The organism is Shewanella scandinavica, from assembly GCF_031932065.1.
Classification (GTDB): domain Bacteria; phylum Pseudomonadota; class Gammaproteobacteria; order Enterobacterales; family Shewanellaceae; genus Shewanella; species Shewanella baltica.
The window spans coordinates 339151-364895 of sequence record NZ_JAUOES010000001.1; the positions used below are offsets into that span (position 1 = coordinate 339151).

The following is a 25745-nucleotide window of genomic DNA, read 5'->3' on the forward strand; positions in this document are numbered from 1 at the left end:
ACTTAACTGATGGTTAGCTCTTTATGCTCTTCGACTTTTTTACTGCCTCGTTTTGCCAGTGCGTAGTAGAACAAAGGCGTTAGGATAAGGCCGAACACTGTCACACCAATCATACCGGCGAATACTGCCACGCCCATGGCTTGACGCATCTCGGCGCCCGCGCCTGTTGAAAACACCATGGGTACCACCCCCATGATAAAGGCGATAGAGGTCATCAAGATGGGGCGTAAACGTAAGCGCGCCGCCTCGAGAATCGACTCCATGACTTCCATACCATGGTCTTGTTTTTCTTTGGCAAATTCCACAATCAGAATCGCGTTCTTAGTCGCGAGTCCCACCAGCACTATCAGGCCAATTTGGGTGAAGATATTGTTGTCACCACCGTAAATTAACACTCCACTGAGGGCTGAGAGCAAGGTCATTGGAATGATTAAGATAATCGCCAATGGCAAGCTTAAGCTCTCGTACTGGGCTGCGAGCACCATGAACACCAGCAAGATCACCAGCGGGAAGACTAACAAGCCCGTATTGCCTGCTAAGATTTGCTGATAGGTCAACTCAGTCCACTCGTAGGTCATACCATTTGGGAGCGTCTCGGCGAGGATTTTCTCAATCGCTGCCTGCGCTTGGCCGGTACTCACACCAGCTGCTGGGCCACCGTTGATTTCAGCGGTCGTAAAGCCGTTATAGTGCATCACTCTGTCTGGGCCTGAGCTTTGGCTGACGTTGATGAACGACCCTAGCGGGATCATGTCACCATTCAGATTCGGCACCTTCAGCTGACTTATTTGCTGCGGGCTTTGACGGAACGCCTCATCGGCTTGCATGTTCACCTGATAGGTTCGACCGAAACGATTGAAATCGTTGACATAGGTCGAGCCCATATAGGTTTGTAATGTCTGGAAGATTTGATCGAGCGACACTGCCTGCTGTTTCGCTTTAGTTCGATCAATATCTAGTTCAAGTTGTGGCACGTTCACCTGATAGCTAGAGAAAATTCCGGCTAACTGAGGATCGGCCCACGCCTTGTACATCACTTGTTGGGTCACCTGATACAAGGCCTCATAACCAAGGTTGGCTCTGTCTTGAATTTGCAGACGGAACCCTCCTATAGTGCCGAGGCCTTGCACAGGTGGCGGCGGGAAGATGGCAATAAATGCGTCTTGAATACCAGCAAACTCTTTATTCAATTGCCCAGCAATGGCATTCGCCGACAGCTCTGGACTCTTACGCAATTCAAAATCATCAAGCGCGACAAACACCACGCCTGAGTTAGGACTATTAGTAAAACCGTTGATGCTAAGGCCAGGGAAGGCAATCGAGTGCGCCACACCAGGGTGATTAAGGGCAATCTCAGACATCTTTTTGATCACGGTATCGGTACGTTCGAGGGATGCCGCATCGGGCAACTGAGCAAACGCCACTAAATACTGTTTATCTTGACCCGGTACATAACCCGTTGGTGTATGAGCAAATTGCACGCCCGTTAGCGCTACCATGCCTAAATACACTAGGCCGATAATGCCGCCAAAACGGATCACTTTACGCACTAACCAACCATAGCCATCGGATGCTCGGCTAAATAAGCGGTTAAAAGGCGTGAACAACCAAGCACCGAACAACTTGTCCATTAGACGAGTTAAACCATCCTTTGGCGCATCATGGCTCTTGAGTAATAACGCCGATAACGCTGGGCTCAAAGTCAGTGAGTTAATCGCCGAGATAAAAGTCGAGATTGTAATAGTCAAGGCAAACTGTTTATAAAACTGCCCAGTTAAGCCACTCATAAACGCCGTCGGAATAAACACCGCCGCAAGCACTAAGGTGGTTGCCACAATCGGGCCTGTCACTTCTTTCATCGCCTTTTGCGTTGCCGCAACTGGGCTTAAACCAGCGGCAATATTACGCTCGACGTTTTCGACCACCACAATTGCATCGTCCACCACAATCCCGATGGCGAGCACGAGTCCAAACAGCGACAGGGCGTTAAGTGAGAAGCCGAGCAAATGCATAAAGGCAAAGGTACCAACTAACGATACAGGCACAGCAACCAGCGGAATAATTGAAGCGCGCCAGGTTTGCAAAAACAGCACTACCACTAACACCACCAACAACACGGCTTCGAGCAAGGTTTTTACCACAGCCTCAATCGAGCCACGCACGAAGACGGTTGGATCGTATACGATTTCGTATTCGAGTCCTTCAGGGAATCCTTTAGACAGCTCTGCCATTTTGGCGCGTACATCGTCGGAAATCTGAATCGCATTAGAGCCCGATGCTTGGAATACAGGAATAGCGACCGCATCCTTATTATCGAGTAAAGAGCGCAGCGCATAACTCGTCGCACCCAGCTCGATACGAGCCACATCCTTCAAACGATTCACTTCACCGTTTTGACCGACTTTGATGATGATATCTTCAAATTCAGACAGTTCAGTTAAACGGCCTTTCACGTTAATCAAGAGTTGGAAGTCAGCACTACCACTTGGCTGAGCGCCTAAACTGCCCGCTGCCGCCTGTTGGTTTTGCTCACGCACGGCAGCAATAATGTCCGCAGGTGATAAACCCAGAGCAGAAACTTTATTCGGGTCGAGCCAAATACGCAGGCTGTATTCCCCAGCGCCAAACAAGCGTACCGCGCCCACACCTTTAATCCGTGCGAGCTCATCTTTAACGTTCAGCGCCGCATAGTTAGACAAATACAACATGTCATAACGGTTATCCGGTGACAGCAAATGCACCACCATGGTCAAGTCTGGCGATGACTTTTCGGTGACTATGCCTAAGCGTTGCACTTCCTGCGGCAGACGCGGCATAGCGCGATCGACTCGGCTCTGCACTTGGGTTTGCGCCCTGTCTACATCTGTGCCAATGGCAAAGGTGATGGTCAAGGTCATGCGTCCATCGGACGTCGCTTGGGATGACATGTACAACATGTCTTCGACGCCGTTGATTTCCTGCTCCAGTGGCGAAGCCACGGTTTCGGCAATCACTTTAGGGTTAGCGCCTGGGTAGTTAGCGGTAACTACGACTGTGGGCGGCACAACTTCAGGGTATTCAGTGATCGGCAGTTGCCAAACGGCAATCGCCCCTGTGATAAAGAACAGCAGTGAGAGTACGGCTGCAAATATCGGTCTTTTAATGAAAAACTGCGACAACATGGTGTTCTATTCCTTAACCGCGGCTAGCCGTTTCGACCGCTTGCGCCGTCAAAGTATCTTGGTTTTTATCGAGCAATAACTGGGCTTGGCGTAATGCTTCAAGCTTGTCGCTATCAACCATTTCAACCATGTGCGGATCAATTTGCATCTTAGGCCGCACACGCTGCATACCGTTGACTACAATCTTGTCTTCGGCCTTCAAACCTTGGGTCACGATGCGCAGTCCTTGGACTTTCTCGCCTAAGGTCACGCCGCGATATTCAACTAAACCATCGGCGCCCACCACTAACACAAACTTATTATTCAGATCTGTGCCAACGGCTTTATCGTCAATCAAGATACCTTCATAAGCGCCACTACCTGCAGTGCGAAGGCGAGCAAACAAGCCAGGCAATAAGCTATTGTCTTCATTGTCAAAAGAAGCTCTCACGCGAATGGTGCCGGTTTGCTTATCCATCGCATTATCCACAAAGTCGACCATACCGATATGTTGATAATCACGTTCATTAGCTAAAGCCATGTACACAGGGTTGTCGCCAGCGCGGGGATCGTTACGTTTCTTCTCGGCCGTTAATTTCACGTATTTAAGATAGGTTTGCTCATCCACATCGAAATAGGCATACATGCTGGCGGTAGAGACTAAGCTGGTCAGCACACTCTGCCCTGCGGTGACATAATTGCCCGCGGTGACATTCGCGTAGGACACGCGGCCATCAATTGGTGCTTGCACTTGGGTATAAGCTAAATCAAGCTCGGCGCGCATCAGGGCCGCTTTCACCGAGGCCACTGCAGCCGCGGTCTGGCGTTTGTTTGACTCACGGGTATCGAGTAACTCGGCAGACACCGCTTTTTGGTCAAACAGTTTATGGGCTCGTTCAAAGTCATTTGTGGCCAGTTGCTCAGCAGAGAGTGCGCTAGCAAGATCTGCTTTTAACCGGGCCACTTCCACTTCAAATACGCTCGGGTCGATGCGGAATAACACGTCGCCTTTTTTCACTAAGGCGCCTTCTTTAAAATTCACTGAGTCGATATATCCAGATACACGCGGGATAAGGGTGACACTTTCTGGCGCCTGTAAACGGCCGGTAAACTCATCCCATTCGGTCACTCGCTCATGCAATACTTGGGCTACATCCACCATAGGCGCACTTGGTGCTGGTCCCTGCTGCGCTGTTTGCTCACCACAAGCTGACAGAACGAAAGCGGCCACAGCCGTTAACATCATTATTCGTAAGGGTTTATTGCTCTTCATATTACTATCCTCAAAGTGGCGGGCATGTCACGCTGTTCGAACCACACACATTTAAATACCGACTGGTAAAAAATATTCTGTACTGGACGGTAATATATAGCGTAAAATGACTCTGTCAACAAATTTATGTACCGATTGGTATTAAATTAAAGGCGCGCACTGATCTTTACTTTGCAATGCGCCCTTAGGCGGAAAGCCACTAATTTGATCTTCAAAGCATTTTTTTGAATATTGAGGCGAACGCTGACTGACACGGATTGAATGCTGAACTTAGGTGACACCTTGGATGACTAAGTAGACAAATCCCCTTAGTCGGTCATCAGTCAGCAAGTGTGGCTGGACACGGACTAAACCCATGTCTATCCTAGGGGCAATTGAGAATTGAGGAGCCTAATGATGTCAACCGTCACCCAGACGCCCTGTGTAGGTCGCCCACGTGCCTTCGACACTGACGATGCATTAGCCAAAGCCTTAGAGGTCTTCTGGCGCAAAGGTTTTGAAGGTACATCGTTAACCGATTTGACCCAAGCTATGGGCATTAATAAGCCAAGCCTTTATGCCGCCTTCGGCAATAAAGAACAGTTATTTCTCAAAGCGATAGAATTATATGAACAACGCCCCTGTGCGTTTTTCTATCCCGCGCTGGAGCAGAAAACCGCCTATCTAGTGGTCGAGTCAATGCTGCTCGGGGCCGCGAGCTCTTTGGTGGATAAAAGCCATCCGCAGGGATGTTTGATTGTTCAAGGGGCATTAACCTGCAGTGAAGCAGGGCAAGCGATTAAAGACACTTTGATTAATCGTCGCCGCGACGGTGAAATCGCCCTGTGCGAAAGATTGCAACGCGCCAAAGATGAAGGGGATTTGCCAGCAGATGCCGAGCCGTTACTGCTTGCCCGTTATGTCGGCACAGTATTGCAAGGCATGGCCGTACAAGCGACCAGTGGGATTTGCCCGAATGAATTACGCAAAGTCGCCGAGCTAGTGCTCGCTAACTTTCCGCGCAATGATGAGTCCTGACCCATAAACTCTAATGCACAAATCCTAATGCGCACAAACAATAAACCCCAGTTGAGTCCTCACTTAACTGGGGTTTTATTTATGCTTTGCTTTATTTCCGTCCAACCATTTATTTCTGTCCAACCATTTACTTCTGCACAACCAAGAGTTCTCTAAACAGTTGCCTGAGTCGTTTCAATAATGGCAAGCTGCTTTTATCTTGATGCTGGATCACATCGACGTTTGCATACCAGCCTATCTGCTCAAACTCTATAGGGACCCGAGTCAAGTTGCCCGATAAAACTGAGCTGGATGCCATGTGCTCTGGTAACAGACACCAACCATGGCCCTGTAATGCGAGCTCCAATAACACGTAATAGTTATCGGCATACCAAACATCAGGACTGAACGCCTGCTGAAAACTGCTGGTTTTAGTATTACGTGAGCGGATGCATAATTGTCGATACAGTCGCAATGAGTCCATGTTCGGTGCAACTGATTTCGCTAAGGGATGCGAACTCGCCACATACAGATCGAATTCAATCACACCAATACTCTCAAAATCTATACTACTTGGCATAGATAATTCGCTAAAAATCAGTCCTGTAGATGCTCTTCCCGAATGCACCATGTCGATAATGTCTATACTTGAGGCACTGAGAAACTCGAGTTCGATATTAGGGAAATCACTTTCTAACAACTGAATAATTTCCGATATTCTCTGTATAGGAATGCCTTCATCCATCGCAAGGCACACTTCTGAAGATTGACGACTAAAAAGCGATAAGGCGGTATGTTTAAGCCTTCTATGTTGAAGAATCGTCGCTCTTGCGTAGGGCAATAATTTACTGCCTTCAGCCGTTAATACTGGGTAACGACCCGAACGGTCAAATAACTCGACCCCACAGTCAATTTCAAGATTCATCACATGCTGGCTAATCACGGACTGTGCTTTCTTAAGTTGCCTTGCGGCATTCGAAAATGAACCCGATTCTACGGTTTCCATAAAGGCTTCGAGTTGTTCGAGACTAAACATATCGCTTTTACCGATACTATCTAACTATTACTTATCCCTATACTAGATAAAAATATGGCCATAGTCACATTGAATGAATGGGATTAGCCATGAAAACGACAGAACGTATCTTTAACGCCTTACTCTTTGAAGCGATTGCACTCGCGATTATAATCCCGGTTTCTGCCCTCATATCAGGCAAGGGAACCAGTGAGCTTGTCATAGTCGGTATCGCTTTGAGTCTTTATACCGTGGTGTGGAACTACTTCTACAACCTAGGATTCGACAGAGTATTTGGGGCAAATCGAGAGCAACGCACTTTAAAAACCCGAATACTGCATACCTTTGGATTTGAAGGGGGACTTATTTTCATTAGCATACCGACCATCGCTTGGTTTTTACAGATAGGCTGGTTGGCAGCCATGGGCTTAGAAGCGGTTTTTTTAATCTTTTTCTTCTTCTATAGCACGCTATTCCATTGGTGCTATGACAAGTATCAGCCCTATAAGACTTGGTTTACGATGCAAGCCACTAAGATCAAATAGCCCAGCTAACATCAACACAACACAACACACCATCAAACGAACCTCACTAAGCACTTTAGCGGTTCGTTTGATGGCAGTTTTGAAACCTATCCATTTCAATTTCTTCTACTTAGCAAAAATGCTAAGCCTGTTCATTCGTTGCCCAGCGCAAAATCCCACTTAAATATGGTAAACACAGTAAACGAAAGTAATAGACCCGCACACAGCGAACTGAGGTTGTTGAAATATCCTATAAACATCACAAAAGTACTCGCTATCAATAATTAATATTCAAATCATTAGTCTAGATATAATTCTTTATGCTATAAAAGCCATATATTAAGCGGGGAGATGGCAGCAAAATGCGCGCAGGGAACAGAATGAAGCTCAGGATGCAGCAGGCATTAAATTTGCCGTCAGCATTGATACTTAGCATCGTTTTATTGCTCGTATCCATTATTTGTAACATGGCACTCGCTAAAGAAAGCAATGCAATACCAGCAGAATCGCAACCTCAAGCCATAACCTTAGCTGCAGAAGACAGTTGGCCACCTTTCGCCAATCAGTTTGGTCAAGGTATTTCCCATCGTTTAATCCAAGCCGCCTTTAAACAGTCGCATATTGAAGTGAATAGCTTAGTTGTACCCTACTCCCGCGCCTTAATGATGGCGGAAAAAGGTGCAGTTGATGGGGTGTTTAACGTCACCCGCGAGAACAGTACTGAGCAACGCTTCATCTTTGGAAACACCCCATTATTTATCGCCACGGCATCTTTTTATCAAAAGAAACAAAAACCTATTCTGGCAGACAATAAATGGGCGCTACCTAAAGGCACCGTTATCGGCGTGATTAAAAGCTATGAATATGGCGATGAGTTTCCCAAATTAGTTAAACAGCAACAGCTCAATATCGTCACCGTCGCCAACCAACAACAGCTCATCAATTTATTATTGATTGGTCGCATAGATGCCGCCTTGATGTTCGACTTAGTCGCCAAGGAAAACCTGAAAAAAATGGGGGTAGATGATGAGATTATTCCTGCATTTGCTAACCACAGCAGCGATATTTTTTTGGCCTTCTCGAAAGGAAATCCACAAGCACAAACCTTAGCAAGCCAACTCGACGCTGGCTTATCACAGCTAAAAGCCACAGACCAATACAACAAACTGCTCTTAGTCGCTGACTAATCAACTATCGCTACAAGCGAATGATAGATTACCGCTGCGAGCGAATGATCTCTTGATTCACCCAATATAACAGTTGCTTAATAGCCTTCGACAGGATCTGATTCTGGCGCACAATATAACCTAAACTCGTTGTAGGGAATTGCGGTAGAGGAGTGACTTTAGTGGTGAGATTCGCCTTAGTGTAAACCGAAAATTCCGGTACGATAGCCACACCAAATCCCGCCTCAGCCCAATCGATTTGCGCGTCAACACTGCCGACTTCCATTATTCTGTAATTCGATAAGTTCAGCGACGGCAATGCGGGATCGAGCAATTCGCGGGTTCGCGTATCGTGTCCTAATAAAATCAACGTCGGTTGCTCGGCTAAGGGCGTATCCACAGAGGGTTTTGCCTGCTGCCATTGCTGTAAATTATCTCCGATTGCACACCATTTAATCTGTTGTAGCTCAGTAAAATGCAGTGGCTGACTTTCCTTCTGCGCAATCACAAACCCTAAATCGGCCTCGGCATTTTTCACCAATTCAGAGGCTTGTGATGAGGTAGTGTTGAGCAGAGAGAAATCTATTCCCGGAAACTCCGCCTTAAAGAGCTGAAACGGCTGGATCAATAATAACCGCGAGATAATATCGCTGGCGGCAATGGTCAAGGTGCCTTGGCTAAGGTCATTAATCGCATTGAGATCCGCCTGACAAATTTGTAGCTCCATTAACGTCTTCTGACTGCTCTCTAACAGGCGAAATCCCGCTTGCGTTAATCGAAAAGGATTGCGGTCAATCAGCTTGACTCGAGTGCTTTGCTCTAACTGCTTAATATGCAAGCTAACATTGGGCTGTGTCATGTGCAGCGCCGTGGCCGCTTTGCCAAAATGCTTATGTTCAGCCAAAGTCACAAAGGTCTTTAACCAATGGATATCGAGCATAAAACCTCCTTTTGCTATGTATTAGCGTTAATTATAGCCAATGATATATGAAATCCTTATTGAGATGATAACCATAATTAATTTCTCTTATTCAAATGACGGGTCTAGCATAGCGTCTTAATCAATGTGGAGATGTTGTTATGCCGTCGATCGTGGTTGTGGGTGCAAATTGGGGTGATGAAGGCAAAGGCCGCATCGTAGATTATTTAGCCGCGGATGCCGCTGCCAGTATTCGCTTTCAAGGCGGTAACAACGCCGGACATACCGTAGTCAACGACTATGGCACCTTTAAATTACACCAATTACCAAGTGGCATTTTCAACCCTAACTGCATTGCAGTATTAGGCCCTGGCATGGTGATCAGCCCTGAAAAGCTCAGCATAGAAATTGCTGAAGTACAAGCGACCGGTGTTGACGTCAAGTTATGCATTTCTGACCGTGCGACCCTGTGCTTACCTTTGCATGCCTTAGAAGATACCTTAGAAGAACAACGTCTTGGCGATTTAGCCTATGGTTCAACCCGTCAAGGGATTGCACCTGCCTATGGTGATCGCGTGATGAAAAAAGGCATTTTAGTCGGTTGGTTAAACCAACCTGAAGTGCTGCAAGAACGTATTCAATTTATGCTCGACTGGAAAATGCCACAATTAAAGGCACTTTATCCAAGCTGCGATTTTAATCAAACCGCCGCAGAAATGACCGCATGGTTGTTAGAAGTGACTGCGCCATGGCGTCCATTTATTTGTAATGTGACTGAGCCATTAAAAGCATTACAAAAACAAGATGCAAGCTTACTGTTTGAAGCGCAATTAGGTGCTGGCCGTGACTTAGTGTACGGCGAATACCCTTACACCACCTCATCAAACGTGACTGCGGCTTACGCAGGTATCGGTAGTGGTTTACCTGCGCTACGCCCAGAGCGCGTAATTGCGGTAGCGAAAGCCTTTAGCTCATCAGTAGGTACAGGCACGTTAGTGACGGCAATGGAAGAGCAAGACGCGTTCCGTGAAAACGCCAACGAGTTTGGTGCAACCACAGGCCGTCCACGTGACATGGGTTACTTTGACGCTGTTGCCACCCGTAATGGTGTTGAGCTGCAAGCGGCAACTGAAATTGCCCTGACTAAGATTGATTGCCTATCAGGCATGAAAGATCTGAAAATCTGTGTTGCCTATGAAGGTGAGCACACTGAGAACCCAATTTGGCCACAAACTGCCGCGTTGAGCCCAGTGTATGAGCAAATGCCAAGCTGGAGCGAAGATATTACCGGTTGTCGCACTTTTGAGAGCCTGCCAGTGGCCGCGCAACACTATGTTGAACGTATTGAAGCCCTAATGGGTGTGCGCGTTAGCATGGTTTCTGTTGGACCTGAGCGCGATCAAATGATCATCCGCTAGTCGCGAAGTTTACCCTACAAAAAAGCCATATTCGCTTCGGTGAATATGGCTTTTTACTTTTATATCGTTTGTCATTGAAGAATCTCTCAAGACCTTGGTAGCTGCGATTGGCATTTCTAGTACTAAGTATCTGATATTCAAATATCGCAGCGTAATGAAATGGCATTACTCTTCAAATACGTATTTATCTATCATACCGACCATACGGCCAATTTCGGGTTTAGTAATAGTGTCATTCGCCCCCAATGCTATTGCCTTTATACGGTTATCCTCGCTCATTAGGGAAGAAAACATCACAATCGGCATGTGTTGATATGCCTTGGATTCTCTTAAGCGTTTAACCAGATGCATGCCATCCATGCGAGGCATTTCAACGTCCGTGATTACAGCACTGACAAAGTCTGAAATAGAAGCATTATCTTGTTCAGCCAGACTCTCAAATTCCATTAGCATTTCAAGCGCATCACCACCATCTTTAGCTGTAATAATGTTATAACCTGCACTGCGGAGCGTATTTTCAATCATTTTGCGAATAAAAGCGGAGTCATCGACGACCAAAATGGTTTTCGCTTCACGTTTCGCCAGCATTTTATCATTGATCAGCACGCTCCTATCGAGGGTGACATCGTACTTATCCATACTCAGCTCGGGATTGATATCGGCAATGATTTTCTCAAAATCCAATATCATAATCAGCATGCCATCACGGCGAACCACGGCAACGACACAATCATTTTCACCCGCTTCTAAAAATTGACTCGGCGATTCAACTTGCTCCCACGACACCCGATGAATACTACGAACACTATCGATTAAGAAGCCATTAATCATCTTATTAAAATCAGTGACGATAACGACCTTATGGGTTAAATCCTCCGGTGTCGATATGCCAAGCCAACCGGCAAGATCGACTAAAGGGATCAGCTTTTCTCGCAAAGAGAACACCCCCACCATATGCGGTTGTGCATTGGGATAGTCGGAGGTTTCTGGCACCCGAATCACTTCCCGCACTTTGGCGACATTGATCCCGTAATGACAGACTTTATGGCCGCCGTTAGGGAGAATCTTATGCAGATGAAACTCAATAATCTCGAGTTCATTTGTGCCACTTTCGGTCAATATTTCTGATTTTTTTATTTCGCTCATATGAAGCTCTCAACCTAGCAAATCAACATAAGAAAGGTATTCCAGCTATCAGTATAGGAAGGGATTAATGAGTTAGGCACGATAGTGCGATTTTACTGCCTGATTAGCGTGATATTTCTTGAATATGAGTTAATCACAGATTGATCACGGGCTTACTTTTGTTTAAAGAGATAAGCCGCTAAACTAATGCGCCATAATACTCCCTAGAATAACCTTAACCCCATGCCGCAATTTAGCCCGACCTTTTCCTTTCCAGTGCAAATCTACTATGAAGATACTGATTTTTCTGGCGTGGTGTATCACCCCAACTTTTTGAAATACTTCGAGCGTGCCCGTGAGCATGTAATTGGTGCGGAGCGTTTAAGTGCCTTGTGGCAACAAAACCAGCTGGGTTTCGCTGTGTATCGTAGCGATATGCTGTGCCATGAAGGGGTGGAGTTTGCCGATATTATCGATGTGCGCACTCAGTTTTACTTCGAAAGCAAGTACCGCACTGTGTGGCAGCAGGAGATTTGGCGTCCACAAGGTAAAAAGCCTGCCGTCACCGCCACCATTGAAATGGTATGTATGAATCAAGCTCGCCAATTAGCGCCTATGCCAGCGGAGTTAATCGCCGTTTTAAGCCAAGGTTTTGCCTCAAAGGTGCAAAACTAATACGGGCGATTTGACTAAAGCGATAATGAAGATCGTTAGAGCCCCATAGGAATGGGGCGAGCAACGACTCATTAAAGCTGCCCTAACGTTAATTGGTCCTAACGTTAATTGATGTCGGATTTACTGGGTCTAACATTACTCAGAGTTGGTTTAATGAATGGCTGATTTAAATGTGATGCAGCTTAGCCCAATTCATTTCAAGTTCGGCGGCACGCATAGGTTTAGCGTAATACATACCTTGTAGGGTATCGACGCCCATAGCGACCAGCCTATCTCTAATCTCAAGGGTTTCGATCCCTTCGACTGTGACTTCATAACCTAATTTTTTAGCAATATTAATACTGGCTTCGAGGATATATTCCGACGGTTTATCCTGCTCAAGATCCTTTAAAAAGGCTTTATCGATTTTGACTTCATTAACGGGTAGATGCTTCAAATAAGCCAATGAAGAATGACCGGTACCAAAATCATCAATTGCGAGCCTAACCCCTAACGCACGAATTTTATCTAAGGTTTCGACCGCCTTAGTTAAATCCGCCATTAAGGTACTTTCCGTAATTTCAATCATTAAGGATTCGGGCGGAAGTTTGTAATGCGCCAATCTCGCCGCAATTTCTTGGGGCAAGGTTTCACTGTCAAGATCCCGTGTTGATAGGTTGACTGCAACGCACAATTGTATCCCTGCAGCGCGCCATTTTGCCTGCTGCGCTAACACTTGGTCGAGTGCCCATTGGCTCACTAAATCAATCATGCCAGCATATTCGGCTAAGGGGATAAACTCGCCAGGAGAAATAACCCCAAGCTCGTCGTGCTCCCAGCGCATCAAGGCTTCAACCTGAAAACACCGTCCCGTCGCAATATCCTGTTTCGCTTGATACACCATATACACTTGATTGCGTTGTAAACCTTTGGGCAAGCTATCGATAATTCTCAGTTCTCTTAACTGTTGAATATCATCATTCTCGGCATAGTAAGCAATCGCGCTACGAGAGTGGCGGGCTTTCTTCAGCGCCAAATCGACGCGACGTAACATCTGGCTCGTGTCGGCGTGGTGTTCATGTAAATGCACACAACCGATTTGAAGTTTAACGCTGACAGGCGTGTTCTTAATGCTAAAAGGCACCTGCAAACGGCCTCTTAAATGAATGAGTTGCTCTTCAGTCAACGCTTGCTCGTAATATAGGCAGAACTCATCGCCATTGAGCCGTGCGATTAATCTTGGAGATAAACTTAAGCTGTTTAACCGTTCTGCAAATTGCTTTAGCAAGATATCGCCAAATACAAACCCAAAAAGATCATTTACATAGCGAAATCGATAAATATCAATCAGCACTAGCGTCCCTTGAGTCAGCGGCATCATAGAGGCCAGCGCACGTTTCAAGCCAACGCGATTCACCAGCCCGGTCAATTTATCCTTACCCACACTTGCGGGTAAGGCCTTCAATAACTCATCTAAGGTATGGTACAGAGGTGCAAACTCTTGGGGAACAATGCCAATGTCTAAAGCTTGGCGCTCAATCTTTTGTTGTTCTAATTGGGTACAAAGTTGTGCTAAAAACTTTTGCTGTGACCGTAGCGACCTATATTTTGCCTGCAATATATACAATGAAAATATCAATAAAATGAGCGAAGCAACGACTAACCCGATTTCGAACATACCTTGGCCTCTGCTTTACCGCGTAAGCTTATTATCAAATGGCACTGCAATTCAGTGTTCACGTGCCATTTGAGTTCCATTTAGGCCTAACGATTATTGGTAACTTTCTCTAATTGAATGGAATTTTTCCATAAACTCATCACTGGCTAAATCATCGGTTGTCACGGGTAAACCGCGGGCGACAAACACACCAAGACGTTGTTCTAACTCAGTGCCTGCACGTAATTCACCGGTATAGAAGGCCGCTGCACGGATAAAGTCGAGATAGGTGACGTGATCGGGCAGATAAGGTAAATCGGCCCAGCGCTCAACCACTTCCATCACTTCGGTAGAAAAATCCCAACTCTTTAACACAGCACGACCTAATGGCCCCTGCATTTTACGAACGAGCGCGCGTAATTGATCAATGCTCGTAAATAAATGCGGCTGCGCCTCAGCTTCGGTCAACACAGGTAAAGCGCCAATGTTATGTACGAGTCCGGCTAAGGTTAAGGTATCAAAATTTAATCGACTGGTTGAATGGCGTTTATTATACATCTGCAACATGGCACAGGCGGCTGCGGTCACATCGATTGAGGTGCGCCACACTTCATCCATCACTTCCCACACCATTTCATTGGTGGAAATGAATAATTGCTCCATCGCCACCGAAGTTGCGATGCTTTTAATTTGAATTAAACCAATGCGAGAAACCGCACTGTTAATGCTTTCAGCGGGTACGCCTCGGCTGTATAAGGCGCTATTGGCCACCTTAATGATACGGGCAGAAATCGCCGCATCTTGGCCGATCACTTCAGCCACTTGTTTAAGGCTCGCATCGGAGCGTCCGACCACTTCTTGCACCCGCATCGCCACTTCAGGCAACGTCGGTAGCACTAAAGCATCATCTTTTAGTTTTTTTAATAAACTGACTAACAGTAGATGTTCGGTAGACATCTTAGCTCCCATCAATCTGTAAACATGAACATTGGATAGTTGGAGTATATCAGCTGACCGTCATTAGATACGTAGAAAAAAGCAACGGACGTTAATAAATTGTATGATTGCGTTATCAATTTTGGCTTAATTATCGGCTTTAATCTTCTACAGTAATCATCACCAGAGCTGAAATGTTCCTCGCTGCTCGCTCACGCTAAACGCCCTATATTCGCAAAATGTGAAGTACCACTAAAGTTAGTGAAGGCAATTTGCATAACCCTACTTTCATTGTGTAAAATCCCGCCCCCGCGCACCGCGCCATTTATTCATCGATTAATTAACCAATTTGAGAGTGATTATGTTTAAACCTGAGTTGCTGTCTCCAGCTGGAACCCTGAAGAACATGCGCTACGCCTTTGCCTATGGCGCAGATGCTGTGTATGCCGGTCAGCCGAGATATAGCCTAAGGGTACGTAACAATGACTTCAAAATGGAAAACCTTGCCACAGGCATACAAGAAGCCCATGCGTTGGGTAAAAAACTCTATGTTGTGAGCAACATAGCACCCCACAATGCCAAGCTAAAAACCTATATCAAGGACATGGAACCCGTAGTGGCGATGAAGCCAGACGCGCTGATCATGTCCGATCCGGGTTTAATCATGATGGTGCGTGAAGCCTTTCCCGATCAGGTAGTGCATTTATCCGTACAGGCCAATGCCATCAACTGGGCCTCGGTCAAGTTTTGGCAAACCCAAGGGATCAAGCGCGTGATCCTGTCGCGCGAACTATCCTTAGATGAAATCGAAGAAATTCGTCAACGCTGCCCCGATATCGAACTCGAAGTCTTTGTGCATGGCGCCCTGTGTATGGCGTATTCAGGCCGTTGTTTGCTTTCGGGTTATATCAATAAACGCGATCCAAACCAAGGCACCTGCACCAATGCTTGTCGCTGGAAATACGATGTACACGAAGCGCAGCAAAACGACAGCGGCGACATCATTGCCATGCCTAATGCAGTGCAAATCGAAACGCCGACGACTTTAGGTGCAGGTGCACCTACAGATCAAATATTCCTACTGCAGGAAGCCAATCGTCCCGGCGAATACATGCCAGCCTTTGAAGATGAGCATGGTACTTATATCATGAACTCTAAGGACTTACGTGCGATTCAACACGTTGAGCGCCTAACAAAAATGGGCATAGACTCACTTAAAATTGAAGGCCGCACTAAGTCTTTTTATTATGTTGCCCGCACCGCACAGTTGTATCGCCGCGCGATTGAAGATGCGTCATCGGGTAAAAATTTCGACCGCAGCCTAATGAATCAATTAGAGGGACTCGCCCACCGTGGTTATACCGAAGGCTTTTTGCGTCGTCATGTGCATGATGAATATCAAAATTATGACTATGGCTACTCTGTCAGTGACACCCAACAATTTGTGGGTGAACTGACGGGCAAACGCAACCTGGCGGGATTGGCAGAAATCGAAGTGAAGAACAAGTTTTCCGTTGGCGACAGTGTCGAGCTGATGACGCCGCAGGGTAATATCAGTCTAACGATCGAACAACTCGAGAATCGCAAGTCAGAAGCGGTTGAAGCGGGCTTAGGTTCGGGGCACACTGTGTATCTGCCCGTGCCGAAAGAGGTCGATTTGAGCCACGGTATTTTGCTGCGTAACCTGCCCCAAGGTCAGGATACGCGCAACCCACATGAACTAGGTTAAGGTATGGCATTACTGATCGACGATAGCTGCATCAACTGCGACATGTGTGAGCCTGAGTGTCCTAATCAGGCCATCACTATGGGCGAAGAGATCTATGAGATCGATCCCGACCGCTGCACCGAATGCGTGGGGCATTACGACAAACCCACTTGCGTGTCTGTCTGCCCTATTGATTGCATCGACCCAGATCCAAACCGCGTCGAATCCAACGACGAGCTGTTAGTGAAATTTGCCGTGCTAACGCAAAAAGCTTAATCACTTAGCCACAAGACCGAGTGGTAATCTAACCTCTCGGTCAAATCCGCCCTCATACCCGCCTAAAGCGTTCACAACACTGGCATATAAACAGTATGCAAAACCATTTAAGCGCATAAATCCGAGCATTTAATTACAGCTTCATAAAAACACTACTTTAGACTGACACTGGTTTAGAACTGCCAGCCAAAAAACTGACTGACGGTATTTATCCCTTCTTCATCATTTATCATTAAAGACATAATGTCGCTTGATAAATCAACATTTTTGCAAGCTTTGTCACTTTAATGGATTGGGAGTTATTATTTTGACGCTTATTTGTACGGCTCAATCATTATTCCTGTACAAACTCATTCACGCCTCAATTGTAAATCAAGTGTTACATTTTAATTTTATGAATGAGCTAAGCCTTAAGCATTAAACTGGGCAGGTTGAAAATACCTTCTACATTGGATTATGTCTCGAAGTCAGTGGAGACATAAAAAGAAAATGGAGTTCAACATGCATAAGAAACATTTAATAGCAGTCGCGGTCGCAACTGGACTTGCTTACTTCCCTGTTAACGCTAATGAATACCAAGCGACTATGGTCAATGTGCCGCAATCTAAAGCCATCAAAGATACTTACATCGTTGTATTCAATACCCCAAGTGTTCTTAATCTCAGTAATAACAATGCCATATCTGACTTTGCTACTCAGCAAGCCGAGAGTTTAGTGAATCAATATGATGTCAGAGTGATGAGAAGCTTTGGCAGCGCCCTCAATGGCGTACTCATCAATGCAAGCCCCCAACAGATTAAAGCCTTGCGTAGCGATCCTAAGGTGAAATACATAGAACAAGATCAAGTGATGTCACTAACGCCCATGATGGAAGCCAATGCGGACCAACCGAGTCCGACCTGGGGCATAGACAGAATCGATCAACGCAACTTGCCATTGGATAACAACTATCACACGGATTACGATGGATCAGGTGTGACCGCCTTTGTTATCGATACTGGGGTGCTAAATACACACAATGAGTTTGGCGGCCGCGCAAGCAGTGGCTATGACTTTATCGATAATGACTACGATGCGACTGACTGTAACGGTCATGGTACCCATGTGGCGGGTACGATTGGCGGCTCAACCTACGGTGTCGCGAAAAACGTCAATGTGGTGGGTGTCAGAGTGCTCAACTGTTCGGGTTCTGGCAGTAACTCTGGCGTGATTGCTGGGATAAACTGGGTGAAAAACAATGCTTCTGGCCCAGCGGTCGCGAACATGAGTTTAGGGGGCGGCGCCTCCCAAGCCACAGATGATGCCGTCAATGCCGCCGTAGCGGCGGGGATCACCTTCGTCGTAGCGGCCGGCAATGATAATAGTAACGCCTGTAACTACTCTCCAGCCCGCGCGGCAGATGCCATCACTGTCGGCTCAACCACCAGTAACGATTCCCGCTCGAGTTTTTCTAACTACGGGACTTGTTTAGATATTTATGCGCCCGGTTCGAGCATCACTTCCTCTTGGTATACCTCAAATTCGGCGACCAATACCATTAGTGGCACCTCAATGGCTTCCCCCCATGTGGCAGGCGTCGCAGCATTATACTTAGATGAAAATCCTAACCTCTCACCCGCACAGGTGACTAACTTACTCGCAACGCGCGCCACTTCGGGCAAAGTCACAGATGCTAAGACAGGTTCACCGAATAAGTTACTGTTTTCACTTGCAAGCGATGATGGTGGCTGTGGTAATAATTGCCCCGTTGACGAAACTCCGCTGCAAAATAATCTGGGTATCGCGATCAGTGGAGCCACAGGTTCAGCAACTTATTACTACATTGATGTCCCCGCAAATGCGGCCAGTTTAGGCATCAACCTCGCGGGGGGCTCTGGCGATGCGGATATTTATGTCAGCCAAGGACAAAAACCGACGACGACCAGCTATCAATGCCGCCCATATCAAAATGGTAACAATGAGAGCTGTAATTTTACCGCACCTGCGGCGGGTCGTTGGTATGTGATGGTCCAAGGCTATAACAATTATGCTAACGCCCAGCTTACCGCCAGCTACAACCTTAATGGCGGCGGAAATTGTACCGATGCGAACTGCTTAACCAATGGCGTACCTGTCACGAATTTGAGCGGAGCAACGGCAACTGAAGCCCTGTATAAAATCGTCGTCCCTGCCAATAGCCAGCTGAATATTGCCACCAGTGGCGGCACTGGCGACGTGGATCTGTATGTTAAAGCAGGGACTGTCCCAACAACCACCAGCTATGATTGTCGCCCCTATAAAAATGGTAACAATGAAAGCTGTTCGATTACCGTGACTCAAGCGGGAACTTACCATGTGATGTTGCGTGGTTATGCTAATTACTCGGGCGTTCAACTGAGCGCAAGCTACTAGCGAGTGAATCGGTTCAGTGAGTTTTGAATCAAACTCAAGCCCACTAAGGTAACAACTGAGTGGGCTTTTTAGTGGTTTATTCAGAAGGCTATCTCGCTAAATAGCATTAATCACTTGATCAATAACTTGGAGACTTAGCGAGAATAACCGTTGGTTTTGCTTCGAGTTGCAAACGCTCGATCACAGCGGCGAGCTTTTCAACGCTAAGGCGAATTGGGGTCGGCATACTGGCAAATTCGATACTGAGCAGCAGGTTTTTCACTTCGAGCCCTAATTCTGTATCGCCTTCAATACTCAACTTACGCTGGAAGAATAGCGTGTCGGGATCTTCCTTTGCTGCTGCCACTAACACCAATTCAGCTGAGTTGGCACTAAAGCTCACCTGCGCGTCGGTCAATTCTCTGACTTGCCACTTGCCATTAAAACTCACCTCAAAGGCCAGATTTAAATCATCCACTCGGATCGCAACCCATTTATCACTCAAAAATTCGAGTTCATCGTCTGCTGCTTGCTCAGCGAGTAACAGCCCAAGTAATTGGCTGATCACTTTCGCTTTGAGGCTAAAGGGCATTTTAGCAAGGGGAAAGCCAATGGCTTTTGGAGTGAATTCTAAAAGTTGCTGAGCGATTTTTGCGGAAAAAACAGCGGACATGGCGTAAACCCTACAAGAATAAAACATATATATCCCAGTTTATCGGGATTTTATGATCTTAAACCTGTTTTAAATCAATTCATCGCCATTCAATCTTACCTACACTCAGCGGCTATCATTTTATCGGGAGCATCATTATGGAGCTGTTGTGTCCAGCAGGAAATCTGGCCTCGCTAAAGTCGGCATTACATGCCGGAGCCGACGCTGTGTATCTAGGACTAAAAGACGACACCAACGCGCGCTCGTTTGCAGGATTAAACTTTACCCCAGCAAAGTTGCAAGAAGCCACTGAGCTGACGCAAAAGCACGGCAAGAAAATTTTTTTGACCTTAAATACCTTTCCAAAACCCGGTGAAGAGCATCGTTGGTATCAGGCCATTGATTTAGCTGCAAAACTGGGAATGGATGCGTTGATTGTTGCCGATCTTTCTTTGCTCGATTATGCCAATAAACACTATCCACACTTACCGCTGCATTTGTCGGTGCAAGCCAGTGCGACCAATCTGGGCGCGCTGAACTTTTATAAAGAAGCTTTTAACATCGCCAGAGTCGTGTTGCCGCGGGTGTTATCGATGAAACAAGTGCGCGATCTTGCCAAGGTCAGCCCAGTGGATTTAGAAGTGTTCGCCTTCGGCAGTCTATGCATTATGGCCGAAGGTCGTTGCCAACTGTCATCCTATGTGACGGGCCAATCGCCCAACACGGGCGGCTCTTGTTCACCAGCAAAACACGTGCGCTGGCAGGAGGAAGGACAGAACCGATTAACCCTGCTCAACGATGTGTTGATTGATAAATCAGCCCTCGATGAACAGATGGGTTATCCCGTGGTATGTAAAGGCCGTTACATCACGGAAGATCAAGATTCGCCGCAGTATTTGCTCGAATCACCAACCAGTTTGAATACCTTAAGCCTACTGCCAGAACTCGCTAAGGCGGGCATAGTGTCGCTAAAAATCGAAGGCCGCCAACGCAGCCCTGCCTATGTTGAGCAAGTTACGAGAGTTTGGCGCCAAGCCATAGACACCTATCGAGATAACCCAGAACTGTACTCAACAAGCCCAAACCAACCCCATTGGGAACAAGCCCTTGCAAAAGTTTCCGAGGGTCAAATCACCACACTTGGCGCCTATGAGCGTGATTGGCAATAAAGGTTAATGAACAGAGCGCCAGATTAACAAAGGACAAGTTATGCATATTTCCCTAGGCCCGCTGTTGTATTGCTGGCAAAAACAACAGGTCACAGATTTTTATCAGCAAGTTGCCGCCAGTCAAATCCCTTTAGTGTATTTAGGTGAGGCCGTTTGCAGTCGCAGGCGCGAACTCAAATGGGGCGATTATCTAGAGCTGGCGCAAATGCTCAAGCAGGCGGGTAAAGAAGTGGTGATTTCAACGCTGGCGTTAATCGAAGCGCCATCGGAATACACTGAGCTGAAACGCCAGGTCGATAACGGCGAATTTATGGTCGAAGCGAACGATATGGCAGCTGTCTATCTCGCCAACGAGCACAAGCTGCCCTTCGTCTGCGGCGCGAGTATCAATAACTACAATCGCGCCAGTTTAGACATTTTGCAGCGATTTGGGATGCATAGGTTTGTGATGCCAGTGGAACTTTCAAAGGCTTGGCTTAGCCAAGTGATCCAACAAAAGCCGTCATTTGAAGTGGAAGTGCTCGGCCACGGCTATTTACCCCTCGCCCATTCGGCGCGATGCTTTACCGCTAGGCACAAACAGCTCACCAAAGATCATTGTGAAACAGTGTGCCGTGAATACAGCAAAGGGCTACTCGCGCAAACCCAAGAGCAGCAGCCTTTGCTCAGGCTCAATGGGATCCAAACTCAATCCGCTAGCTGTTTAGATTTACGCAGTGAAATAACGACAATGGCGCAGATGGGGGTCGATGTGTTTCGCGTATCCCCCAGTAGTTTTGACTGTATCGCCACAGCCAATACCTTGGTCGATGCGATTAACACGCCTGAAAATGCTCAACATTTTGCGATTAGCAGCGACGCGAACCTAGAGAGAACCCAGTGTAACGGCTATTGGTTTGGAGAAGCAGGCCTTGCTGTGCATGCCAATCCCTAGCCTGACTCAGAGCCTGAGCCTTAGTCTGAGCCTTAGTCTGAGTCTGAACATGAGACTGAGCTAGAAACCAGAACATGAGCCAGAGCTTAATCTAACGAGGAATCTGAGCGGGAAACATGACCTAGATTTAAGCCAACGTCGAAGTTAACTCAAGGAATGAGTTTAACCAGTGAGGTTTCACTCTTGGCTGGTTCGCTCTTGGTTGGAGTGTAACTGACTGAAAAGCAGCACAGTGGTCCAGCACAATAGACTCCCCAGCCCTATCCATTCCAGTAGGGCTGGCCACCACAAACTAGGACGCGGCAGCTGCAATACCATCTCCTGATAAAACGGCCTATCCCCTTCGGTCAAACCTAAATCCAATTGTGGCGCATACAGAAACGTCATCATGCTGCACAGCACTATGAGAGCTAATAACCCAGTCCAGCGACCAAAATGAGACTTGCCGAAAAAAACTAAGGCTAAGTAGAAAATCGCACTTAAACTTCCCAGATAGAAAAACCATTTCAACCCTAAAACGTGCAAGTGATACACGTTCACCGGAAATAATCCCACGCTCGCTAAGGCTAAAAAAGTGCACGCCAAACTAATAAAGAAAGGATATCCCCAAAAAGACATCACCTGCTGTAGCGAAGACAAACAATAAAAGACAAGACTTAAGCTGCCAAAAAACAATCCCCCGTTAAGGATCACAGCAAAAGACGAGTGACCATAAGTCCCCAATTCGCTAAGGGTATGATTTAAAAAATTAAAGCGATGGGACTCGACATCATCGAATCCTAAAACAGTCATCACAATACCGATTAGAAGCCCAAAGATCCCCAGAAAACCAAACTTAATGGCCAATGTCGAGCCGCCTTTAATCTTAATCTTCTCTACTTTTGTCGTCATGAATACTTGAGTTGGATAGGAATGATACTAACTTACATGGAAATGAGAAGATTTAAAGCGGCGGGTATCCGCTTTATGAATAATATTTTTACTTTCATCGTTATTAGCGACTATTTAGTCAACACCTAAAGCATCAGGATGCTGAGGTAGAGCACACATCTCACTGAGCTGATTTAACTGCTTGTCGCATAAAAATGTGCCAAGCAGCAAAATAGACTGAACATAAGCGTGGCATTCTTAAAGCGTGCTTGCCCACGCCATGTAGAAAGTGTTATCACGATAGCCCGCTTAAATCGCACAAAAAACCAACTAATAGGGCTGTAAGGCTAAAGTTACTGATGTTTTTTCGTGCAGAAACAACATCTCAATCGTTTTAACTACAACACCATACAAAGAATTAACCTACCAGAAACAAGAATACTTAACACAATGTTTATAATGAGTTTTTACTTGTACCCACCCGAAAGCATCGACCTAATATCACCGATAACTTAAGTAAAATAACTATGCTGTTTTGCTGCTTATATCAAACTAACTAGCGAATCGTTTTACATAGACAAGCTAAGCGAGTAATCTTCCCCATTCTCGTTTTTGAGTTGAATTAAAATGCACCTTAATTGGCGTCAACAGCGTGTTACGTGCGGCTATTAATTCAAATTTACCATGTACGACTCGTACTTTAAGGTGTACAAAATTGGCTACTGAAAATAAAAATCGAAACATTAAGACGGTACTCACCTTTATCGTCCCTTCGCTGATCGGTCTGTTGTTATTTATGACCCCTATCAGCTACAACGATGCGATCACTATTCCAATCGCGATTATCTCTAAAGCACTGCAAGGCGCATTGAGCGGCGTGTTAACCCTCATAGTGACCATGATTATCGTGGCTACGGCGCTGGCCTCTTCGCTGTCAAAAGCATTTAAGCCTAAGTTTGTGGCCCAGAATCACTTCCTTAATGCCTTATTAAATGTCAGTCCTTTATGGTTGATCACGCGGATCATAGGTGCGGTGTTTGTCGTGCTGACCTATTTAGGCTTAGGCCCAGAGGCCATTAACTCCTCAAGCACAGGTGCATTAGTCTTAAACGACTTACTGCCCGTGTTGTTCTCGGTGTTTATCTTTGCGGGTATGTTGTTACCGCTGCTGCTGAACTTCGGTCTACTCGAACTGTTTGGCACACTGCTAACCAAAATCATGCGCCCCGTGTTCAATCTACCGGGTCGCAGTGCAATTGATTGTATGGCCTCATGGTTAGGTGATGGCAGTGTGGGTATTTTGCTGACCAGCAAACAATACGAAGCACGTTTTTATACCCAAAGAGAAGCGGCCGTTATCGGCACCACGTTTTCGGCAGTATCGATTACCTTCAGCCTAGTGGTGATCTCACAGGTTAAATTAGAGCACATGTTTGTGCCCTTCTATTTGACTGTGTGTCTCGCCGGTTTTGCCGCTGCTGTGATTGTGCCTAAGTTGCCACCGCTATCGTGGAAGAAAGACAACTACATAGACGATACCCCACGCATGCCAGATGATGAGCTGATCCCCGCGGGTCACAACGCTTTCTCTTGGGGTTTTGATAAAGCCTTAGAAAAAGCCGCCAGTGCCGGTGGCATCAAAGCCGTTTTGAATGAAGGCGTTAAAAACGTTGTCGATATGGTGTTTGGCATTATCCCTGTGGTAATGGCAATTGGTACGCTAGCGCTGATTATTGCCGAGCACACACCTATCTTTAACTATCTGGGTATGCCGTTTATTCCATTACTCGAATTACTGCATATTCCAGAAGCCACTGAAGCCTCTAAAACGATTGTGGTGGGTTTTGCGGATATGTTTATTCCGTCGATTCTGGCCAGTTCGATTGAATCGGATATGACCCGCTTTGTAATTGCAGCACTATCTGTGACTCAATTGATCTACATGAGTGAAGTGGGTGCATTACTTATCGGCAGTAAAATCCCCGTCAATTTTGTTGAACTCTTCATGGTATTTATTCTACGCACCTTAGTGACTCTGCCTGTTATCGCGGGTGTAGCGCATTTATTGTTCTAACATTACGCTAGTTTGGGCCTAACGTAGGTTTTAATGTAAGTCCAACAAGCGTTCCAAAAAAGGGGAGTCAGATTAACTGACTCCCCTTTTTGCACTAACTCATACACGAACTGGCTGATTTGATTATATAGCGTGACTTAATCGTACAATCTCCACTCGACAGCACACAACTCACTTTTGGACAGAAGTACTTTAAGAATTTCTGGATAGACTGCTGAAGGATCAAACTTGGTCATTTAATTCTTTAAGTGCTGGCTTATGATGAGCCATGGCATTCGCTCACCGACACGCAGCAAGTCCGTCCTTGGATGCTCGACCGCCCCGTCCATGGGGCGGACGGTCGTCTCGCTAATCACCATGGCTCACCTTTCTAGCATTGGCGTAGTCAGTAAGTTTTAAAGAAATAAACAGCACGTTTTTGGACAAAAGCTACTTAGAGGTTCAGTTCTTCTATTTGTCTTCGGATAATGTCTAGTAATGCAAATGGCTAGAGGTCGTCATCGCTCAAATCTAACTAAGTGACTAAACTCAGCGTATCATTACACTTCAAATCAATGAATAAGTTGAAGAATTGAAGAGCTATCACTATTGTCTTTGTCATTCTTTATAATATTTTCAGTGAGTTAGAAAGGGAATTAGCGAATGAGAAAAGTTGTTAGTGACGATAAAATCAATGACTTTCGAGACTTAGTTAACTCAAACTCTAGCTTTGTATATCAAATCTACAAAGATAAAGGTGGTAAGAATCTTTTTAACCTCGTTTGCTCTGCTATGGATTGGATCTCCGTCTCTGTTCGGCACTTAGAAAATGCGCCTGAGTTTGACAAGAACATAGATAGTAAATGTATGCAGGTCTACTCTCTGATCTC

General features: G+C 46.1%; 20 protein-coding genes and 1 pseudogene. 12 read left to right on the forward strand and 9 right to left on the reverse strand.

The features are described from left to right. Positions 1-2: 2 nt before the first annotated feature. Positions 3-3161 carry an efflux RND transporter permease subunit gene (locus Q4Q50_RS01385; RefSeq protein ID WP_311898006.1) on the reverse strand — a complete coding sequence of 1053 codons (3159 nt, stop codon included), beginning with the start codon at positions 3159-3161 and terminating at the stop codon, positions 3-5. Between the two features lie 13 nt (positions 3162-3174). Then, entirely contained in the window at positions 3175-4413 is a 1239-nt protein-coding gene (locus Q4Q50_RS01390; protein WP_311898007.1) for an efflux RND transporter periplasmic adaptor subunit, read from the reverse strand. A gap of 393 nt (positions 4414-4806) precedes the next feature. Between Q4Q50_RS01390 and Q4Q50_RS01395 the strand changes: the two genes are divergently transcribed. After that, entirely contained in the window at positions 4807-5430 is a 624-nt protein-coding gene (locus Q4Q50_RS01395) for a TetR/AcrR family transcriptional regulator (protein WP_011847480.1), read from the forward strand. A 127-nt stretch (positions 5431-5557) separates the two neighbouring features. Here Q4Q50_RS01395 and Q4Q50_RS01400 read toward each other — a convergent pair whose 3' ends face one another. Then, positions 5558-6445, reverse strand: a complete 888-nt coding sequence (locus Q4Q50_RS01400; RefSeq protein ID WP_006086898.1) for a LysR family transcriptional regulator — start codon at positions 6443-6445, stop codon at positions 5558-5560. A gap of 89 nt (positions 6446-6534) precedes the next feature. On the opposite strand from Q4Q50_RS01400, the gene Q4Q50_RS01405 reads away from it, so the two are divergent. Continuing rightward, complete coding sequence (locus tag Q4Q50_RS01405; RefSeq protein ID WP_012089847.1) at positions 6535-6969, forward strand: PACE efflux transporter; 435 nt, start codon at positions 6535-6537, stop codon at positions 6967-6969. A 341-nt stretch (positions 6970-7310) separates the two neighbouring features. Beyond that, on the forward strand, positions 7311-8135 hold the full coding sequence (locus tag Q4Q50_RS01410; RefSeq protein WP_311898011.1) for a substrate-binding periplasmic protein: 825 nt from the start codon (positions 7311-7313) through the stop codon (positions 8133-8135). 28 nt (positions 8136-8163) lie between these two features. Here the strand turns inward: Q4Q50_RS01410 and Q4Q50_RS01415 are convergent, their stop codons facing one another. Beyond that, positions 8164-9054: a LysR family transcriptional regulator gene (locus Q4Q50_RS01415; RefSeq protein WP_311898013.1), complete on the reverse strand. Its 891-nt coding sequence runs from the start codon at positions 9052-9054 to the stop codon at positions 8164-8166. 140 nt (positions 9055-9194) lie between these two features. Here Q4Q50_RS01415 and Q4Q50_RS01420 point away from each other — a divergent pair, with 140 nt between their 5' ends. Continuing rightward, the gene (locus Q4Q50_RS01420; RefSeq protein WP_006082670.1) at positions 9195-10451 is read left to right on the forward strand and encodes an adenylosuccinate synthase; all 1257 of its coding nucleotides are present in this window, start codon (positions 9195-9197) and stop codon (positions 10449-10451) included. 165 nt (positions 10452-10616) lie between these two features. Here the strand turns inward: Q4Q50_RS01420 and Q4Q50_RS01425 are convergent, their stop codons facing one another. After that, positions 10617-11597, reverse strand: a complete 981-nt coding sequence (locus Q4Q50_RS01425) for a chemotaxis protein (RefSeq protein ID WP_106651271.1) — start codon at positions 11595-11597, stop codon at positions 10617-10619. A 222-nt stretch (positions 11598-11819) separates the two neighbouring features. Between Q4Q50_RS01425 and Q4Q50_RS01430 the strand changes: the two genes are divergently transcribed. Then, positions 11820-12251, forward strand: coding sequence for a thioesterase family protein (locus Q4Q50_RS01430; RefSeq protein WP_106651272.1), 432 nt, complete (start codon positions 11820-11822; stop codon positions 12249-12251). Positions 12252-12417: 166 nt separating this feature from the next. Here the strand turns inward: Q4Q50_RS01430 and Q4Q50_RS01435 are convergent, their stop codons facing one another. Beyond that, positions 12418-13908: a putative bifunctional diguanylate cyclase/phosphodiesterase gene (locus Q4Q50_RS01435; RefSeq protein ID WP_311898014.1), complete on the reverse strand. Its 1491-nt coding sequence runs from the start codon at positions 13906-13908 to the stop codon at positions 12418-12420. 93 nt (positions 13909-14001) lie between these two features. Beyond that, positions 14002-14844, reverse strand: a complete 843-nt coding sequence (locus Q4Q50_RS01440; protein WP_006082674.1) for an HDOD domain-containing protein — start codon at positions 14842-14844, stop codon at positions 14002-14004. A gap of 340 nt (positions 14845-15184) precedes the next feature. On the opposite strand from Q4Q50_RS01440, the gene trhP reads away from it, so the two are divergent. The 3 genes from trhP to Q4Q50_RS01455 all read left to right on the forward strand — a co-directional run bounded on the left by trhP (position 15185) and on the right by Q4Q50_RS01455 (position 19198). Next, entirely contained in the window at positions 15185-16552 is a 1368-nt protein-coding gene (gene trhP / locus Q4Q50_RS01445; protein ID WP_311898015.1) for a prephenate-dependent tRNA uridine(34) hydroxylase TrhP, read from the forward strand. 3 nt (positions 16553-16555) lie between these two features. Then, positions 16556-16807: a YfhL family 4Fe-4S dicluster ferredoxin gene (locus Q4Q50_RS01450; protein ID WP_006082676.1), complete on the forward strand. Its 252-nt coding sequence runs from the start codon at positions 16556-16558 to the stop codon at positions 16805-16807. 501 nt (positions 16808-17308) lie between these two features. Next, the gene (locus tag Q4Q50_RS01455; RefSeq protein WP_311898016.1) at positions 17309-19198 is read left to right on the forward strand and encodes a S8 family peptidase; all 1890 of its coding nucleotides are present in this window, start codon (positions 17309-17311) and stop codon (positions 19196-19198) included. A 118-nt stretch (positions 19199-19316) separates the two neighbouring features. Here Q4Q50_RS01455 and ubiT read toward each other — a convergent pair whose 3' ends face one another. Continuing rightward, the gene (gene ubiT, locus Q4Q50_RS01460) at positions 19317-19850 is read right to left on the reverse strand and encodes a ubiquinone anaerobic biosynthesis accessory factor UbiT (protein ID WP_311898017.1); all 534 of its coding nucleotides are present in this window, start codon (positions 19848-19850) and stop codon (positions 19317-19319) included. 137 nt (positions 19851-19987) lie between these two features. On the opposite strand from ubiT, the gene ubiU reads away from it, so the two are divergent. Both ubiU and Q4Q50_RS01470 read left to right on the forward strand, forming a co-directional pair. Next, complete coding sequence (gene ubiU / locus Q4Q50_RS01465) at positions 19988-20998, forward strand: ubiquinone anaerobic biosynthesis protein UbiU (protein ID WP_311898018.1); 1011 nt, start codon at positions 19988-19990, stop codon at positions 20996-20998. 40 nt (positions 20999-21038) lie between these two features. Continuing rightward, the gene (locus tag Q4Q50_RS01470; protein WP_311898019.1) at positions 21039-21932 is read left to right on the forward strand and encodes a U32 family peptidase; all 894 of its coding nucleotides are present in this window, start codon (positions 21039-21041) and stop codon (positions 21930-21932) included. A gap of 177 nt (positions 21933-22109) precedes the next feature. Here the strand turns inward: Q4Q50_RS01470 and Q4Q50_RS01475 are convergent, their stop codons facing one another. Then, positions 22110-22823: a DUF998 domain-containing protein gene (locus Q4Q50_RS01475; protein WP_259522271.1), complete on the reverse strand. Its 714-nt coding sequence runs from the start codon at positions 22821-22823 to the stop codon at positions 22110-22112. A gap of 694 nt (positions 22824-23517) precedes the next feature. Between Q4Q50_RS01475 and Q4Q50_RS01480 the strand changes: the two genes are divergently transcribed. Then, positions 23518-24876 (forward strand): YjiH family protein, encoded by a 1359-nt coding sequence (locus tag Q4Q50_RS01480; protein ID WP_311898020.1) that lies wholly within the window; start codon positions 23518-23520, stop codon positions 24874-24876. Between the two features lie 642 nt (positions 24877-25518). After that, a pseudogene (locus tag Q4Q50_RS01485) lies at positions 25519-25745 on the forward strand (hypothetical protein); the annotation flags it as partial.